Origin of the sequence: Neisseria sp. 20925_1_37 (assembly GCF_041433255.1) — a bacterium.
GTDB classification, from domain to species: Bacteria; Pseudomonadota; Gammaproteobacteria; order Burkholderiales; family Neisseriaceae; genus Neisseria; species Neisseria flavescens_D.
Map to the genome: position 1 here is coordinate 106,082 of NZ_JAPWBC010000006.1, position 15,089 is coordinate 121,170.

At 48.6% G+C, this 15,089-nt stretch carries 15 protein-coding genes; 8 read left to right on the forward strand and 7 right to left on the reverse strand.

Annotation, left to right across the window (positions count from 1 at the left end; all coding sequences use genetic code 11):
• Positions 1–48: 48 nt before the first annotated feature.
• The 4 genes from O3661_RS06555 to rpsT all read right to left on the reverse strand — a co-directional run bounded on the left by O3661_RS06555 (position 49) and on the right by rpsT (position 3,254).
• Positions 49–441, reverse strand: a complete 393-nt coding sequence (locus O3661_RS06555) for a hypothetical protein (RefSeq protein WP_049332338.1) — start codon at positions 439–441, stop codon at positions 49–51.
• Between the two features lie 407 nt (positions 442–848).
• A complete protein-coding gene (locus O3661_RS06560; protein ID WP_296116534.1) occupies positions 849–1,529 on the reverse strand; it encodes a DUF502 domain-containing protein in 681 nt (226 codons plus the stop codon).
• Positions 1,530–1,681: 152 nt separating this feature from the next.
• The gene (locus O3661_RS06565; protein WP_371492723.1) at positions 1,682–2,821 is read right to left on the reverse strand and encodes a phospholipase A; all 1,140 of its coding nucleotides are present in this window, start codon (positions 2,819–2,821) and stop codon (positions 1,682–1,684) included.
• 169 nt (positions 2,822–2,990) lie between these two features.
• Positions 2,991–3,254: a 30S ribosomal protein S20 gene (gene rpsT / locus O3661_RS06570; RefSeq protein WP_107723701.1), complete on the reverse strand. Its 264-nt coding sequence runs from the start codon at positions 3,252–3,254 to the stop codon at positions 2,991–2,993.
• A gap of 308 nt (positions 3,255–3,562) precedes the next feature.
• Here rpsT and O3661_RS06575 point away from each other — a divergent pair, with 308 nt between their 5' ends.
• On the forward strand, positions 3,563–4,705 hold the full coding sequence (locus O3661_RS06575; RefSeq protein WP_101755988.1) for an extracellular solute-binding protein: 1,143 nt from the start codon (positions 3,563–3,565) through the stop codon (positions 4,703–4,705).
• A 75-nt stretch (positions 4,706–4,780) separates the two neighbouring features.
• Here O3661_RS06575 and O3661_RS06580 read toward each other — a convergent pair whose 3' ends face one another.
• Positions 4,781–5,212, reverse strand: coding sequence for an EamA family transporter (locus tag O3661_RS06580; RefSeq protein WP_003680126.1), 432 nt, complete (start codon positions 5,210–5,212; stop codon positions 4,781–4,783).
• Between the two features lie 178 nt (positions 5,213–5,390).
• Here O3661_RS06580 and O3661_RS06585 point away from each other — a divergent pair, with 178 nt between their 5' ends.
• A complete protein-coding gene (locus O3661_RS06585) occupies positions 5,391–7,067 on the forward strand; it encodes a formate--tetrahydrofolate ligase (RefSeq protein ID WP_371492724.1) in 1,677 nt (558 codons plus the stop codon).
• Between the two features lie 65 nt (positions 7,068–7,132).
• Here O3661_RS06585 and O3661_RS06590 read toward each other — a convergent pair whose 3' ends face one another.
• Positions 7,133–8,062: a glycosyltransferase family 2 protein gene (locus O3661_RS06590; RefSeq protein ID WP_371492726.1), complete on the reverse strand. Its 930-nt coding sequence runs from the start codon at positions 8,060–8,062 to the stop codon at positions 7,133–7,135.
• Positions 8,063–8,190: 128 nt separating this feature from the next.
• Complete coding sequence (gene fba, locus O3661_RS06595; protein ID WP_003686828.1) at positions 8,191–9,255, reverse strand: class II fructose-bisphosphate aldolase; 1,065 nt, start codon at positions 9,253–9,255, stop codon at positions 8,191–8,193.
• Between the two features lie 150 nt (positions 9,256–9,405).
• Here fba and O3661_RS06600 point away from each other — a divergent pair, with 150 nt between their 5' ends.
• The 6 genes from O3661_RS06600 to O3661_RS06625 all read left to right on the forward strand — a co-directional run bounded on the left by O3661_RS06600 (position 9,406) and on the right by O3661_RS06625 (position 15,007).
• Positions 9,406–9,834, forward strand: coding sequence for an acyl-CoA thioesterase (locus tag O3661_RS06600; RefSeq protein ID WP_371492728.1), 429 nt, complete (start codon positions 9,406–9,408; stop codon positions 9,832–9,834).
• Between the two features lies 1 nt (position 9,835).
• Positions 9,836–10,732 carry a tyrosine-type recombinase/integrase gene (locus O3661_RS06605; protein WP_371492730.1) on the forward strand — a complete coding sequence of 299 codons (897 nt, stop codon included), beginning with the start codon at positions 9,836–9,838 and terminating at the stop codon, positions 10,730–10,732.
• 351 nt (positions 10,733–11,083) lie between these two features.
• Complete coding sequence (locus tag O3661_RS06610) at positions 11,084–12,013, forward strand: energy transducer TonB (protein ID WP_371492731.1); 930 nt, start codon at positions 11,084–11,086, stop codon at positions 12,011–12,013.
• Between the two features lie 99 nt (positions 12,014–12,112).
• Positions 12,113–12,772, forward strand: coding sequence for a MotA/TolQ/ExbB proton channel family protein (locus tag O3661_RS06615; protein ID WP_049332314.1), 660 nt, complete (start codon positions 12,113–12,115; stop codon positions 12,770–12,772).
• Positions 12,773–12,775: 3 nt separating this feature from the next.
• Complete coding sequence (locus tag O3661_RS06620; protein WP_003686804.1) at positions 12,776–13,213, forward strand: biopolymer transporter ExbD; 438 nt, start codon at positions 12,776–12,778, stop codon at positions 13,211–13,213.
• Between the two features lie 132 nt (positions 13,214–13,345).
• On the forward strand, positions 13,346–15,007 hold the full coding sequence (locus O3661_RS06625; RefSeq protein ID WP_371492732.1) for an electron transfer flavoprotein-ubiquinone oxidoreductase: 1,662 nt from the start codon (positions 13,346–13,348) through the stop codon (positions 15,005–15,007).
• Positions 15,008–15,089 lie beyond the last annotated feature (82 nt).

Consider the following 15,089-nt stretch of genomic DNA (forward strand, 5'->3'; position numbering starts at 1 on the left):
CCTTGTTTATATATTGAAGTGTTTAATTTATAACTAAGAAATTGGTAATTATGGTGTCCAACCAATTTCTGTAATTTGAATCACATTTTTAATTTTTTTAAAGCCTACTTCCATTCCTGAGTTTTCGGCTTCGGGATAAGTCTGTGCTACAAACACATGATTCTTATTTTTCCAATTAATATTAATTTCTACTTCATTTCTAGAAGTTTTATATCGACGATTTTTATTTGGAAGAACGTTTGGGGCCTCGCCTAGATTTTGAGTTAGATTGCGATATTCTTGATAAGCTTCATTTATAGATGAGCCATGATAAGTACAATTCCTTTTCCAACCCTCTGTTACATTAATGGGTATGATTTTTTTGCATGAAAGCTCCCCTGATGAAAATGCTAGTGAGCTATATGTAGCTAGAAAAATAATAGATAGTATTTCCCGTTTCATGATTATTCCTGTGAGTAAAATGTGAGGAGATTTATTTACGGATTAGTGCTGTGGTAATGATATTGGCATGGTTGTGTGAGTCATTCTCTTTGCCTTGTGTAACCATGCTTAAAGTATTTCCTAAATATCTTTGAAATTAAATATGCAGGGAGCTATTCCAGTTACCGCGCAGTTCTCCGCTTTATAATAACTACGTTTCCAAAAAATCGCAAAATTACTATTACATTCAATCATATTTAGATACTTCTAGTAAGTTCGCAGTCTGTGTAGGTTGCCAGTCATTATGAATTAGTAAGTGCGAGCTTTGTGGTAATTCCTTAGTGGTTATATTTTTTGGGATAGTCTAAATATTATGATTAATAGATATTTATGCATTATTCTGTTGTTAAGAATTTGATTAATAAGTGCTATAAACTATCAGTTTTTTTATCTTGGATGGTTTTAATTTGTATTTCATCCGGCATCACCATGCCCAGCGAAATTACATATTTCAATGCCTGATCCACGCTCATGTCCAGCTCGCGAACGTCGCTTTTTTTAACCATGATGTAATAGCCGCCGGTCGGGTTGGGCGTGGTTGGGACGTAAACGGAAATATAGTCGTCATCTTGCGGCAGGCTGCCTTTGAGTTTAGCGGGGATATGGCCGGAAACAAAGGCTATCGTCCAAATGCCCGGTTGTGGAAAGGGAACCAGTACGGGGGTTTTGAACGAGCGGCTGCTGTCGGAGAGCAGGGATTCGGAAACTTTTTTAACGCTGGAGTAGATGGATTTGACGACGGGAATGCGTCCCAAAAGGCTGTCCCACGCGCCGAGAATCCGTCTGCCCAATACGTTGGCGGCGAATACGCCGGTAACGAATAAGACGACTGTGGCGGCAACAATGCCCAAGCCGGGTATGTTGAATCCCCAGAAATGCTGGGGCTGCCAGCTTTCCGGTAATAGGTTGATCAGTCTGTCGGCGGCGGAGATGATGTAGCTCATCGCCCAGATGGTTACGGCAATCGGTAACCAAACCAGCACGCCTGTAATCAGGTATTTCTTTAAAGCCTTGGCGATTTTTCCGCTTTCGGCTGCGGCTTCTGTCATCTTTGTTTCATTCCGGCAAGTTTTGCCCAAACTTTGCATTATACGCGTTTGGACGCTAGGAAACGAGTATTTTAAACGAATGGCTTGTTTTGTTTTATTGTTTCAGACGGCCGCTTTGATTGCAAAGGCCGTCTGAAACAATATGGGGTCATTTAGATGCCGTCCCAGTCGTTAAACATCAGGCCGAAGCCGATGCCGTTTTGTTTGTGGTTGTAGTCAATCAGGCTTTCGCCATAGCCGTGGAAACCGCGGACAACGCCTTTGAGTTTGCCTTTGATGGGGAAAGTATAGGCCGCTTCAACGGCGCCACGTCCGCTTTTCGGATTGTAACGCAGGACGGAATAAACATTTTGTTTGTCATTGAAGCGGTATTGGACTTTCAAGTCGCCATAGCCCATGTATTTGTTGATGTCCGGATTGTCGTCGTCATCTCCTTTTTGGTCGAAGGCGCGCATCCAAACTCTAGGAATAACGGTCAGCTTGCCCCATTCCATGCCTGCCATGGCGTAAACGCGGTTCCATGAGCGGGATTCGGGGCGGCTTTGACCGTTGGACTGGTGAACAAAACCTGCGCCAACCATACGCAGTTTGCCGCCGAAAGGCAGGTCTGCTTTAACGGGTTGGGTAATGAAAATTTCGGGCTCGTAGTCGGTATTGCGGAACGGAGCGGATTTGCGGCCTTGGTTGAAGATTTGCCAGTCAGATTTTTGGGTATAGCCAAACCATACGTCGGCACGGGTTTTGAATAAATCTTCGGCAATCTTGCTTTTGAAGGAAACCTGCATTTTGGTTTCAAGGCGTTTTTGCCCGCTGAATTTTTCCTGCGTAGTTATGCCGCGACTGGGGGATTCCGGGTGGTAGTTAGGGCTGCTATTGTACCAAACGGGCATGAGGTACATAGGGTTGTGCTCGCGTACGCTTAACAGGCCGCGCGTGTCGTTTTTATCCAAATCGTACATCAGGCTTAAAGGCGTGTAGCTGTCGGCAGTTTCGCTTAATACGTCGTCTGAAATATTCGGATGGGTAGGGTTGTCGAATACGATGGCCGCTTCTTTTTTCTCGATGCTCTTGCGCACGCTTTTTTCGAGGTCAACCGGTGTTTTGGCCGTTTCGGTTTGCGTTTGCGGCAGTGGGGATTGAGGAGGGAGTTGCGCCGAGTAGATGTTGTCGTAACATGCCAAACGGGTGGCGTTGTCTTGAATGGTGGTGCAGTGTAGGGCGGTATCGGCGGCAGCCAGTGGGGCGGTGGCAATGAATCCGATACTTAGGGAATGTTTCAACATCTTGTTCATGAGAGTTTCCGTTGTTTTTCAGACGGCCTGATGAAAGGGTAAATAGGTTTATTTAGTCGGTTTGGGCTGTGAATACGGCAATGCCCCTGAAAGGCAAGACCTCAGGGGCATCGTATCAGCTCGATTCATCCTGTTTTGATTGTCAGGATTTCCGGCATCTGCGTCAGTATTAAGCCAAAGCTTTTACTTTAGCAGACAGACGGCTTTTATGACGGGCTGCTTTGTTTTTGTGGAATACGCCTTTGTCAGCGATACGGTCGATGACTTTAACGGATTCTTGGTAAACTGCTTGAGCAGCAGCTTTGTCGCCGGTTTCAACTGCTTTCAACACTTTTTTCACAGCGGTACGGAATGCAGTACGCAGGCTGGCGTTGTGGGCGCGTTGTTTAACCGACTGGCGGGCACGTTTGCGGGCTTGTGCGCTGTTTGCCATATTGAATATCTCCTGAAAAATAAATTCTGTAAACGCGCAATTTTAAAGACAGATTTCCTTATATGCAAGTTTTTTCTCTATAAACGCGCGCAAATCAGCCGTATTTTGCCCAAAAACGACAGCCGGTGCAACGCTTTTGGGAAAAAGATGATGTTGCTTTGCCTTATTTCAATAAAAATCAGATGGATATTGCTTTTCGTTTGCTTACGTTTCCATTACAATAGCCTAACTCTGCGCCGGGGTGTTTATGGGGTGCAGGGTTTCTTATTTATTGACATTAACCACTCTTTCATCAGGAATCTGCCCGTATGAAAAAATCTGTATTAGCCGTATTGGCCGCATTGTCTTTGGCCGCGTGCGGCGGTGGCGAGAAAAAAGCCGAGCAACCTCAAGCAGGCAGCGCGCCTGCTGCCAATGCCGAGGCAGCCGCTACCGATACTTTGAATATCTACAACTGGTCAAACTACGTTGACGAAAGTACAGTCGAAGACTTCAAAAAAGCCAACAATTTGAAGCTGACTTACGATTTGTATGAAAACAACGAAACGCTGGAAGCCAAAATGCTGACCGGCAAATCCGGCTATGACTTGGTTGTACCCGGTATTGCCTTCCTGCCACGTCAAATTGAGGCAGGTGCATACCAAAAAATCAATAAGGATCTGATTCCGAACTACAAAAACATCGACCCTGAATTGCTGAAGATGTTGGAAACCGCCGATCCGGGCAATCAATACGCCGTTCCATACTTCTCAGGTGTGAATACGATTGCGATTACGGCGAAGGGCAAGGAGCTTTTGGGCGGAAAATTGCCTGAAAACGGCTGGGATTTGCTGTTCAAACCTGAATACACCAACAAGCTGAAATCTTGCGGCATCGCTTTGTGGGATACACCGAGCGAAATGTTCCCAATCTTGTTGAACTACTTGGGTAAAGATCCTAAAGGCTCGAATCCTGAAGATTTGAAAGCGGCGGCGGAAGTATTGAAGTCTATCCGTCCTGATGTAAAACGTTTCAGCCCTTCCATTATTGACGAATTGGCGCGCGGCGATATCTGCTTGGCAGCAGGTAACGGCGGCGACTTGAACTTGGCCAAAGCGCGTTCTGAAGAAGTGAAAAACAATGTCGGCGTCGAAGTGTTGACGCCGAAAGGCATGGGTTTCTGGATTGAATCTTGGTTGATTCCGGCCGATGCGAAAAACATCGTCAATGCCCATAAATACATCAACTACACACTTGATCCCGAAGTGGCTGCGAAAAACGGTATTGCCGTAACCTTCGCACCGGCCAGCAAACCTGCACGCGAAAAAATGCCTGCCGAGCTGGTGAACACACGTTCTATTTTCCCGAACGAGCAAGACATGAAAGACGGTTTCGTCATGCCTCAAATGAGCGCAGATGCGAAAAAACTGTCTGTCAACTTGTGGCAAAAAATCAAAGTCGGTTCAAATTAATTGTGAGCTGATTGTTTGAAGTAAAGCAAAGGCCGTCTGAAATTTTTCAGACGGCCTTTTTTGATGTCCCAATCTTTATCGTTTCAAAGCCAAAGTCAATACGCCTGCGGTTACCAAGCCTAAGCCTATCCATTCCTGCGTGCTTGGGCGTTCGTCTAAGAAAACAACGGCCATCAGGGCGACCAAGACCAGGCTGAATTTGTCGACGGGTGCGACTTGTGAGGCATTACCCAGTTGCAGGGCTTTGAAGTAGGCAAGCCAAGAGGCGCCGGTAGCGAGGCCGGATAGGATGAGGAATGTCCAGTTGCGGCCGGTAAAGCCGTTCACGCCCTGCCATTTGCCGGTGTAGGTTAAAAACAATACCAAAGCGGCGAGGATGACCAAGGTGCGGATAAAGGTGGCGAAATCTGAATCTATGCCCTGTAAACCCATTTTGGCGAAAATGGCGGTCAATGAGGCGAAGCCTGCCGATGCCAATGCCCAAAACAGCCATGCGTTGCTGCTCATGTTTTATTCCTTTGTTTCAAATTGTTGACAATATGAATCCGCTTGTTGATGAAATATCGAAATTTTCACTGCGGTTTGTCTTTGGAAAACGCTATAATAGAACTAATATTCTTTTTCTTCCAGCCGTCTCTATTATATTGTTTCAGACGGCCTTTCCCTCTCTCAATAAAGGAAAATCATGAGCTTCAAAACCGATGCTGAAATTGCCCAGTCTTCCACCATGCGCCCGATTGGTGAAATTGCCGCCAAGCTGGGTTTGAACGTTGACAACATCGAGCCCTATGGTCACTACAAAGCCAAAATCAATCCTGCCGAGGCATTCAAGCTGCCGCAAAAGCAAGGCCGTCTGATTTTGGTGACCGCCATTAATCCGACTCCTGCGGGTGAGGGTAAAACCACTGTAACCATCGGTTTGGCGGACGCATTGCGCCATATCGGCAAAGACTCGGTTATTGCCCTGCGCGAGCCTTCTTTGGGTCCGGTGTTTGGTGTTAAAGGCGGTGCGGCAGGCGGCGGCTATGCCCAAGTTTTGCCGATGGAAGACATCAACCTGCACTTTACCGGCGACTTCCACGCCATCAGTGCGGCGAATAACCTGCTCGCCGCCATGCTCGATAACCATATCTACCAAGGCAACGAGTTGAACATCGATCCGAAACGTGTGCTGTGGCGTCGCGTGGTCGATATGAACGACCGCCAGTTGCGCAACATCATCGACGGCATGGGCAAACCTGTTGACGGCGTGATGCGTCCTGACGGTTTTGATATTACCGTTGCCTCCGAAGTGATGGCGGTATTCTGCCTTGCCAAAGACATCAGCGATTTGAAAGAGCGTTTGGGCAACATCCTTGTCGCCTATGCCAAAGACGGTAGTCCTGTTTACGCCAAAGATTTGAAAGCGAATGGCGCGATGGCGGCATTGCTCAAAGATGCGATTAAGCCTAACTTGGTACAAACCATCGAAGGCACTCCGGCCTTTGTACACGGCGGCCCGTTCGCCAACATCGCCCACGGTTGTAATTCCGTTACCGCTACCCGTTTGGCGAAACACCTTGCCGATTATGCCGTAACCGAAGCAGGCTTCGGCGCGGATTTGGGTGCGGAAAAATTCTGCGACATCAAATGCCGTCTGGCGGACTTGAAACCTGATGCGGCTGTTGTCGTCGCCACCGTCCGCGCTTTGAAATATAACGGCGGCGTGGAACGTGCCAATCTTGGCGAAGAAAACCTCGAAGCCTTGGCAAAAGGCCTGCCTAATCTCTTGAAACACATTTCCAACCTGAAAAACGTATTCGGCCTGCCTGTGGTGGTTGCCATCAACCGCTTTGTGTCCGACTCCGATGCCGAGTTGGCTATGATTGAAAAAGCCTGCGCGGAACACGGCGTTGAAGTTTCCCTGACCGAAGTATGGGGCAAAGGCGGCGCGGGTGGTGCAGACTTGGCGTACAAAGTCGTTAACGCCATCGAAAACCAACCGAACAACTTCAATTTTTCCTACGATGTTGGGCTGAGCATTAAAGACAAAATCCGTGCGATTGCCCAAAAAGTGTACGGCGCGGAAGATGTTGATTTCAGCGCGGAAGCGTCTGCCGAAATCGCTTCACTGGAAAAACTGGGCTTGGACAAAATGCCGATCTGCATGGCGAAAACCCAATACTCTTTGAGCGACAACGCCAAACTGTTGGGCTGCCCCGAAGGCTTCCGCATTACCGTGCGCGGTATCACTGTTTCTGCAGGCGCAGGCTTCATCGTTGCGTTGTGCGGCAATATGATGAAAATGCCGGGTCTGCCGAAAGTTCCGGCTGCTGAGAAAATCGATGTGGACGCAGACGGCGTGATTCACGGCTTGTTCTGATTTGGATTGATTTTGAAATAGATAAAGGCCGTCTGAAACCGAGGTTTCAGACGGCCTTTTATAATTTAAGTGAATTTCAACCGGCTTTTTAAGAAATTGAAGAAATTGTCTATCATGCCGAACATTGTATTGCGGTCTTCGCCAAACAATGAAATGCTGCGGTCTTTGCTGATTCTGTCATAGGCGGCAAAAATGGTTTTCAGCTCTTCAGTGGTCAAGCGCAGTTGCTTTTCGTACAAGATGCGGCTTAAGAGCGTTACTTCCGTCGCGTTCAAATCAGGGAAGAGATGACTGATCCACAACTCCATGGTGTATTGGACGGATCTGCTGATTTTGTCTCTTTTTTTGCTTTCTTGAGTTTGATGTATCCTGTAAAACAACAAAGGTTCGGGCAGGTTGGCAAAGGTTTTGCCATGTAGGGCGCATTGCACCCACATATGGAAATCGGGCGCGGTTTCTGTCGCGGTGTAGTTTATCCCGAGGTTTTTAATGCTGTCGTGCCGCCACATAGTGGTGGGGTTGAACATGTTTTGGGCGGCAAAGGAGAGAAAGGCTTTAATGTCTTTGTCGAGCAGGGGGAGGTCGCTTAAAACGGGTTCTCTTCCGGTTTGGTCGTCGAAAAAGATGGTGGCTTGGCTGCCGACAATATCGATTTCGGGATGGCTGTCTAAAAACTGAATCTGTTTTTCAAAACGATCCAAGGCGCAAATATCGTCCGCGTCCATTCGTGCCACATATTCGACCTCTACGTCTTTGAGCATATCCATGGCAAATTGGCAGGCAAACGGCTCGCCCCTGTTTTCCGGAAGGTGGAAAACCTGCAAACGTGAATCTTTAGCTGCGTAAGCCTCGAGGATTTCGCCGGTTTTGTCTGTTGAAGCATCGTTGATGGCGATGACGAAAAAGTCGCGGAATGTTTGACTCAATAGTGAATCCAAGCATTCGGGCAAATAAGCTTCGGCACAATAGGCCGGCAAAATAACGGCGAGTTTCATGTTTGCTTTCGATGTGTTTTGATGTGTAGTCGGTGGAAGATTTTACTATAAATTTTCCAAAAGCTAAGGCCGTCTGAAACCTTATTTTCAAGTTTTCAGACGGCCTTAGTGTGAATCCGAGATACGGATTATTTAACGATTTGGTTCAATTCGCCTTTGGCGTATTTGGTTGCCATTTTTTCCAAAGAAATCGGTTTGATTTTGTCGGCTTGGCCTTCGCAACCGAATGCGAGGTAGCGGTCAAGACAGATTTGTTTCATGGCTTCGACGGTTTTGCTCAAGTATTTGCGCGGGTCGAATTCGGATGGGTTTTCTGCCATGAAGCGGCGGATGGCGCCGGTAGAGGCGAGGCGCAAGTCGGTGTCGATGTTGACTTTGCGCACGCCGTGTTTGATGCCTTCGACGATTTCTTCAACCGGTACGCCGTAGGTTTCACCGATTTTGCCGCCGTGTTCGTTGATGACTTTCAGCCATTCTTGCGGAACGGAGCTGGAGCCGTGCATTACGATGTGGGTGTTGGGCAGGGCTTGGTGGATTTCTTTGATGCGGTCGATACGCAATACGTCGCCTGTGGGCGGACGGGTGAATTTGTATGCGCCGTGGCTGGTACCAACGGCAATAGCCAATGCGTCAACGCCGGTATCTTTAACGAAACGTACGGCATCTTCAACGCTGGTCAGCATTTGGTCGTGGGAAAGTTTGCCCACTGCGCCGACGCCGTCTTCTTCGCCGGCTTCGCCAGTTTCGAGGTTGCCCAATACGCCGATTTCACCTTCGACAGACACGCCGCAAGCGTGGGAGAAGTTGACCACGGTACGGGTGGCGTTGACGTTGTATTCGTAAGAAGAAGGGGTTTTGCCATCTTCCATCAGCGAGCCGTCCATCATCACAGAGGAGAAGCCCAGTTGGATGGAGCGTTGGCACACATCAGGAGATGCGCCGTGGTCTTGGTGCATCACGACAGGGATGTGCGGGAATTCTTCGACTGCGGCCAAAATCAGATGGCGCAGGAATGGGGCACCTGCATATTTGCGTGCGCCTGCGGATGCTTGAACGATAACGGGGGCGTTAACTTGGTCGGCCGCCTCCATGATGGCGCGCATCTGTTCGAGGTTGTTAACGTTGAATGCGGGCAGACCGTAGCTGTTTTCGGCAGCATGGTCCAATAATTGGCGCATGGATACGAGTGCCATGAGGAGCTCCTGAAGTAGTGAAGGGTAAATTTATCCGATAGATTATAATGTTTTTTGCTATGAAAAACTACAAGCTGCTACATTGTTTTTATATATTAACGAACAGGGTCTCGGTTTATAATGGCAGAGTATTGAAAACGGGTGTGCAAAATGGATAGGATTTCGGTGGCCGAGTGTGATAAGCCTTTGTTTCAGACGGCCTTGACGGTGCAGGTGGGTGATGTGAACTATGGCGGTCATCTGGCGAACGATGCGGTGTTGCGTTTGTGCCATGAAGTGCGGATGCGTTGGCTGGCGACGCTGGGTTGGAGCGAAATGGATGCCGGAGGGGCAGGCCTGATTATGGCGGATGCAGAGGTGCAGTATTTGGCGCAAGGTCATCATGGTGATGAGCTATCGGTGGAAATGGGGGTGGCGGGTGTGGCCGGAGTGGGCTTTTCTTTGCTGTACCGTATCCGCAGGATTTCAGACGGCCTTGTGCTGGCGAAAGTGCAGACAGGTATGGTGTGTTTCGATTATGGCAAGCAGCGTGTCTGTCGTCTGCCTTCGGCCTTGAAAGTAGCATTGGAGGCCGTCTGAAATGGCGGAATCAAACAATTTTGCGTTTCATCTTGAACACTATCTGAAAACCTTGCTGCAACAAGGTAAGTCGGAGCATACCGTTTCCGCTTATCGGCGCGATTTGAGTGAGTTGATGCTCCTGTTGCCCGATAATCTTGAAAACGGCCTGCCGACGCGCCGTGATTTTGTGGCGGTATTGAAAAAGCTGTCGCAAAAGGGCTTAAGCGAAAGTAGCTTGGCGCGGAAATTGTCGGTATGGCGGCAGTATTGCAGTTGGCTGGTGCAGATAGAAGTCATGGAAAGCGATCCGACATTTAATATGAAAGCACCGCGCCTGCCCGAACGCCTGCCCAAAGCGCTGCCGCAAGAACCTTTAAACCATATTCTCGACCATGCGCCTGTTGATGATGAGTTGGACGTGCGCGATAAGGCTATGTTTGAATTAATGTATGGCAGCGGTTTGCGCCTGAGCGAGATACAAGGTTTGAATCTGGACGGTATCTTCTTGGACGAAGGCTGGGTCAGTGTGAATGGTAAAGGCGGCAAGCAGCGGCAAGTGCCTTTGGTGGCTAAAAGCATTGCGGCATTGCGCGATTATTTGGCAGTGCGTATTGCCAAAGAGGGTGAACAGGCCTTGTTCACCAATAAGAACGGCAGCAGGCTGGGGCAACGTCAAATCCAAAAACGCCTGCAGGCGTGGGCAGTGCGCGTGGGCAGTGCCAGCCATATCTCGCCGCACATGATGCGCCACAGCTATGCAACCCATCTTTTACAGGCATCGGGCGATATCCGTGCTGTGCAGGAATTGTTGGGGCACAGCAACCTTTCCGCTACGCAAGTTTATACAAAGCTGGATTTTGACCATTTGGCGCGCGTTTATGATGAGGCGCACCCAAGGGCGAAACGGAAAAAATGATTTTGTTTGAATCAGGCCGTCTGAAAGAATGTTTTCAGACGGCCTGATGTTTTATGGATAAAAAATATAGATGATTTGAAACCATTTGAATTTTGATCGGTCTGATGAGGTTTCGATATTGGTTTAATGTGCGGATAGCATAAACGCCGGAAGAATAGGCTGTTTTGTCTTACCGCTTATCTTTTAAAACGACCTTTTGTTTGATAATATTAGTAATGAGAGCTAATATCATATTATGATATGCAGCCTTTAAAACAGCAGGTCTATAAACTTTCTCTATAAGCATTAATGCTTATTTTGACTGTAAAACGACTTGCAAACGGGAATTGTTGCTATTAACATAACGGAATTATGGATAAAAAACGAATTTTAACTCCAGCCGTCGTGACTTCCGTTGCGTTGATTCACGTCGGCTTGGTTGCACTTTTATGGCACGCGCACAAACCGCCTCCTGTCGAAATGGCGAATATTGAATTTGTCGATTTAGGCGATTTCGGCGGTGGCGACGGTAGTCCTGAGGGCGAAGGCGCACCTGCCGCCCCCGAGCCTACCCCCGAACAACCGAAACCCAAGCCGAAACCTAAACCTAAGCCTGTCGAGCCGCCTAAACCTGTTATCAAACCTGTGGTAACGAAAAAAGAAAAAGCGGATATCGTGCAGCAAAAGGAAAAACCGAAACCTATCGAGAAACCTAAGCCCGAGCCTAAGCCGGAACCCAAACCTGAGCCGAAGCCCGAGCCAAAACCTGAACCAAAACCAGAGCCGAAGGCAGAACCTAAACCATCTCCTAAAGCATCTGAATACTCAGGCAGCAAAACCGGGCCGAACACTGCTGAAAACGGTAAAGGCAACGGAGAAGGCAAAGCCTTGGGCGGAGAAGGAAAAGGCAACGGCGGCGGTACGAAAGGTACAGGCAGCGGCCGTGGTGAAGGCAGCGGATCCGGCAGCGGCGGTGCGAAAGGCGAACATGGTTCCGGCACCGGCGGTAGCGGAGGTGGCAGCGGTACAGGTGCCGGCAGCAGTAAAGGCAATCCTGCAAAAGGAACCTGCCATATTCCGAGACCTCCGTATCCTTCACTGTCCACTGAAAATGGTGAAGAGGGCTTGGTTGTTTTGAAAGTCTTGGTTGGTCCCGGCGGTAAAGTGGATTCAATTAGTGTGAATAAATCAAGTGGTTATAGTCGTCTGGATAATGCAGCGCGTAAAGCCGTTAAAGATGGTAGCTGTCATGCAAGTGTTTGGACTGAATTTAAAGTACCTGTCAAATTCACGCTCGAATAAGTATCTAGGCCTAAGCTGATTGATTAGAAATATATGCTGTTGGGAAATTTTTAAATGACCCGATAGAAATTTTAATTTTATTTTTAACTTGGAAAAATTATGGATTTAAGTTTAGTTTTCAAATCAGGTGATGTGGTACTGATTGGTGTATTTGTCCTGATGTTGTTGATGAGCGTGGTAACATGGAGCGTTATCGTGATCCGCTGCATCAAATACCGTAAAGCGAAAAAAGGCAATGCTCAGGTAAAAGAGTTGATGTTGAATGCGTTTACGCTGGCCGATGCTGTACAGAAAGCCAAAGCGGTAGAAGCACCGATGAGCAATGTTGCCGATGAGTCTCTGCGCGCATACCAAAACTACCGTCAAACGACAAGCAAATCGCTGATTGACGAATTGCCTTTGAACGAATACTTGGTTGTTCACATCCGCAACAGCATGTCCCAAACCATGCGCCAGTTCGACTACGGTATGACCGCTTTGGCCTCTATCGGCGCAACTGCTCCTTTTATCGGTTTGTTGGGTACTGTTTGGGGTATTTACCATGCCCTGATCGGCATCAGCGAAAGCGGTCAAATGAGCATTGCTGCGGTAGCCGGTCCGATTGGTGAGGCTTTGGTATCGACTGCTGTCGGTCTGTTTGTGGCGATTCCGGCCGTATTGGCGTACAACTTCCTCAATCGCGGTACAAAAACCATCGCGCAAGATATGGACGCATTTGCACATGACCTGCATGTCCGCCTTCTGAACCAAAAGGATTAAACCATGGCTTTCGGATCAATGAATTCCGGCGATGATGCGCCGATGTCGGATATCAACGTTACACCTTTGGTGGACGTGATGCTGGTGTTGCTGATTGTATTTATGATTACCATGCCGGTGCTGACCCACTCGATTCCTTTGGAGTTGCCGACTGCTTCGGAAAAAGCGGCGAAAGAGGATAAGCAGCAGCCTAAAGATCCTTTGCGTTTGAGCATTGATGCCAGTGGTGCTTATGTTGTTGGCGGCGATTCCGATACCAAAGTGGATTTGGCAACGGTAACCGCCAAGCTGAAAGAAGCCAAAGCGAAAAACGAAGATGTGATTGTGGCGATTGCGGCGGATAAAGCGGTTGAATACGATTACGTCAACCAAGCCCTGCAAGCGGCGCGCGAAGCCGGTATCAGCAAAATCGGTTTTGTAACGGAAACCAAAGCGCAGTAATCTTTTGAATACAGTAAAGGCCGTCTGAAATTTGAGTAAAGTTTCAGACGGCCTTTTGTTGTATTTGGTAACTATATGTCCAGGCTGTATAATTAGCGGATTAAATTGAATAATGACAATACAGGAACCACTATGACAGAAACCATCGAGCGCGACAGTATGCAATACGATGTCGTGATTGTCGGCGCAGGCCCGTCGGGTTTGTCTGCCGCCATCAAACTCAAGCAGCTTGCCGAAAAGAATGGGCGCGAAATCAGCGTTTGCGTGGTGGAGAAGGGTTCGGAGGCCGGTGCGCACTCGCTGGCCGGTGCCATCATCGATCCGATTTCTTTGAATGAGCTGATTCCTGATTGGAAAGAAAAAGGCGCGCCGCTGACGCGTACAGTGACGAAGGACAGGGTTTTGTTCCTGACCGAGAAAAAAGCCTTCAACTTGCCGGTTACCCCGAATTTCGACAACCATGCAAATTACATCGCCAGCTTGGGCGAAGTCGTGCGCTGGTTGGCGGAGCAGGCGGAAAATTTGGGCGTGGAAATCTATCCGGGCTTTGCCGCCGCCGAGGTGCTGTATCACGAAGACGGTTCGGTCAAAGGCATTGCGACCGGCAATATGGGCGTGGGCAAAGACGGCGAACCGACCGATTCATTTCAGCCCGGCATGGAGCTTTGGGCGCAGCAAACCATATTTGCCGAAGGCTGCCGCGGTTCGCTTTCCAAACAAGTCATAGAACGCTTCAAACTCGACCAAAACAGTCAGCCGCAAACTTACGGCTTGGGCATCAAAGAGATTTGGGAAGTGCCGTCTGAAAAACATCAGCCAGGTTTGGTGATGCACAGCGCAGGCTGGCCGCTCGACAGCAAAACCTACGGTGGCTCGTTTATTTATCACTTTGACGAAAACAAAGTCGCTGTCGGTTTTGTGGTCGGCTTGGATTATCAAAACCCTTATCTGTCGCCGTTTGAAGAGTTCCAACGTTTCAAAACCCATCCCGAAATCCGCAAAACCTTTGAAGGCGGCCGCCGTATCGCTTATGGCGCGCGTTCGCTGATTGAAGGCGGTTTGCAAAGTTTGCCGAAGCTCTCGTTCAAAGGCGGCGTTTTAATCGGCGATGCGGCAGGTTTCCTCAATATGCCGCGCATCAAAGGTATCCATACGGCCATGAAATCAGCCATGCTTGCCGCAGAAGCCGTGTTCCCTTTGTTGGAAAACCTTGAAAAAGTGGAAAGCTTCGACAGCGGCAAAGAGGCCGCCGATTATCAGCAACGCTTTGAACAAAGCTGGCTGTATCAAGAGCTTTACGCCGCGCGCAATGTCCGTCCGTCATTCAAATGGGGCGTTTATCTCGGCTCAATCTATACCGGCATCGACCAAATGATTTTCAGAGGCAAAGCCCCGTGGACCTTGAAACATCACGGCAAAGACAACGAGCAGCTCAAAAAAGCAGCCGAATGCAAGCCGATTGATTATCCGAAACCCGACGGCGTTTTGACCTTCGACCGTTTGAGCAGCGTTTTCCTTGCCAACCTTGCGCACGAAGAAAACCAGCCCGACCATTTGGTGCTGAAAAATCCGCAGGTCATGATAGACGTAAACTACAAAGAATACGCCTCGCCCGAAACCCGCTATTGTCCGGCCGGCGTATATGAAATCGTCGAAGAAAACGGCAGCCCGCGCCTGCAAATCAACGCCGCCAACTGCGTACACTGCAAAACGTGCGACATCAAAGACCCGACGCAAAACATCACTTGGATTTGTCCCGAAGGCGCAAGCGGGCCGAATTACGGCGGAATGTAATTGACTGTTTGAAGTCAAAACCTAAAGACCGTCTGAAAAATTTCAGACGGCCTCTATCCTATTATTTCATCAATGGACGCAT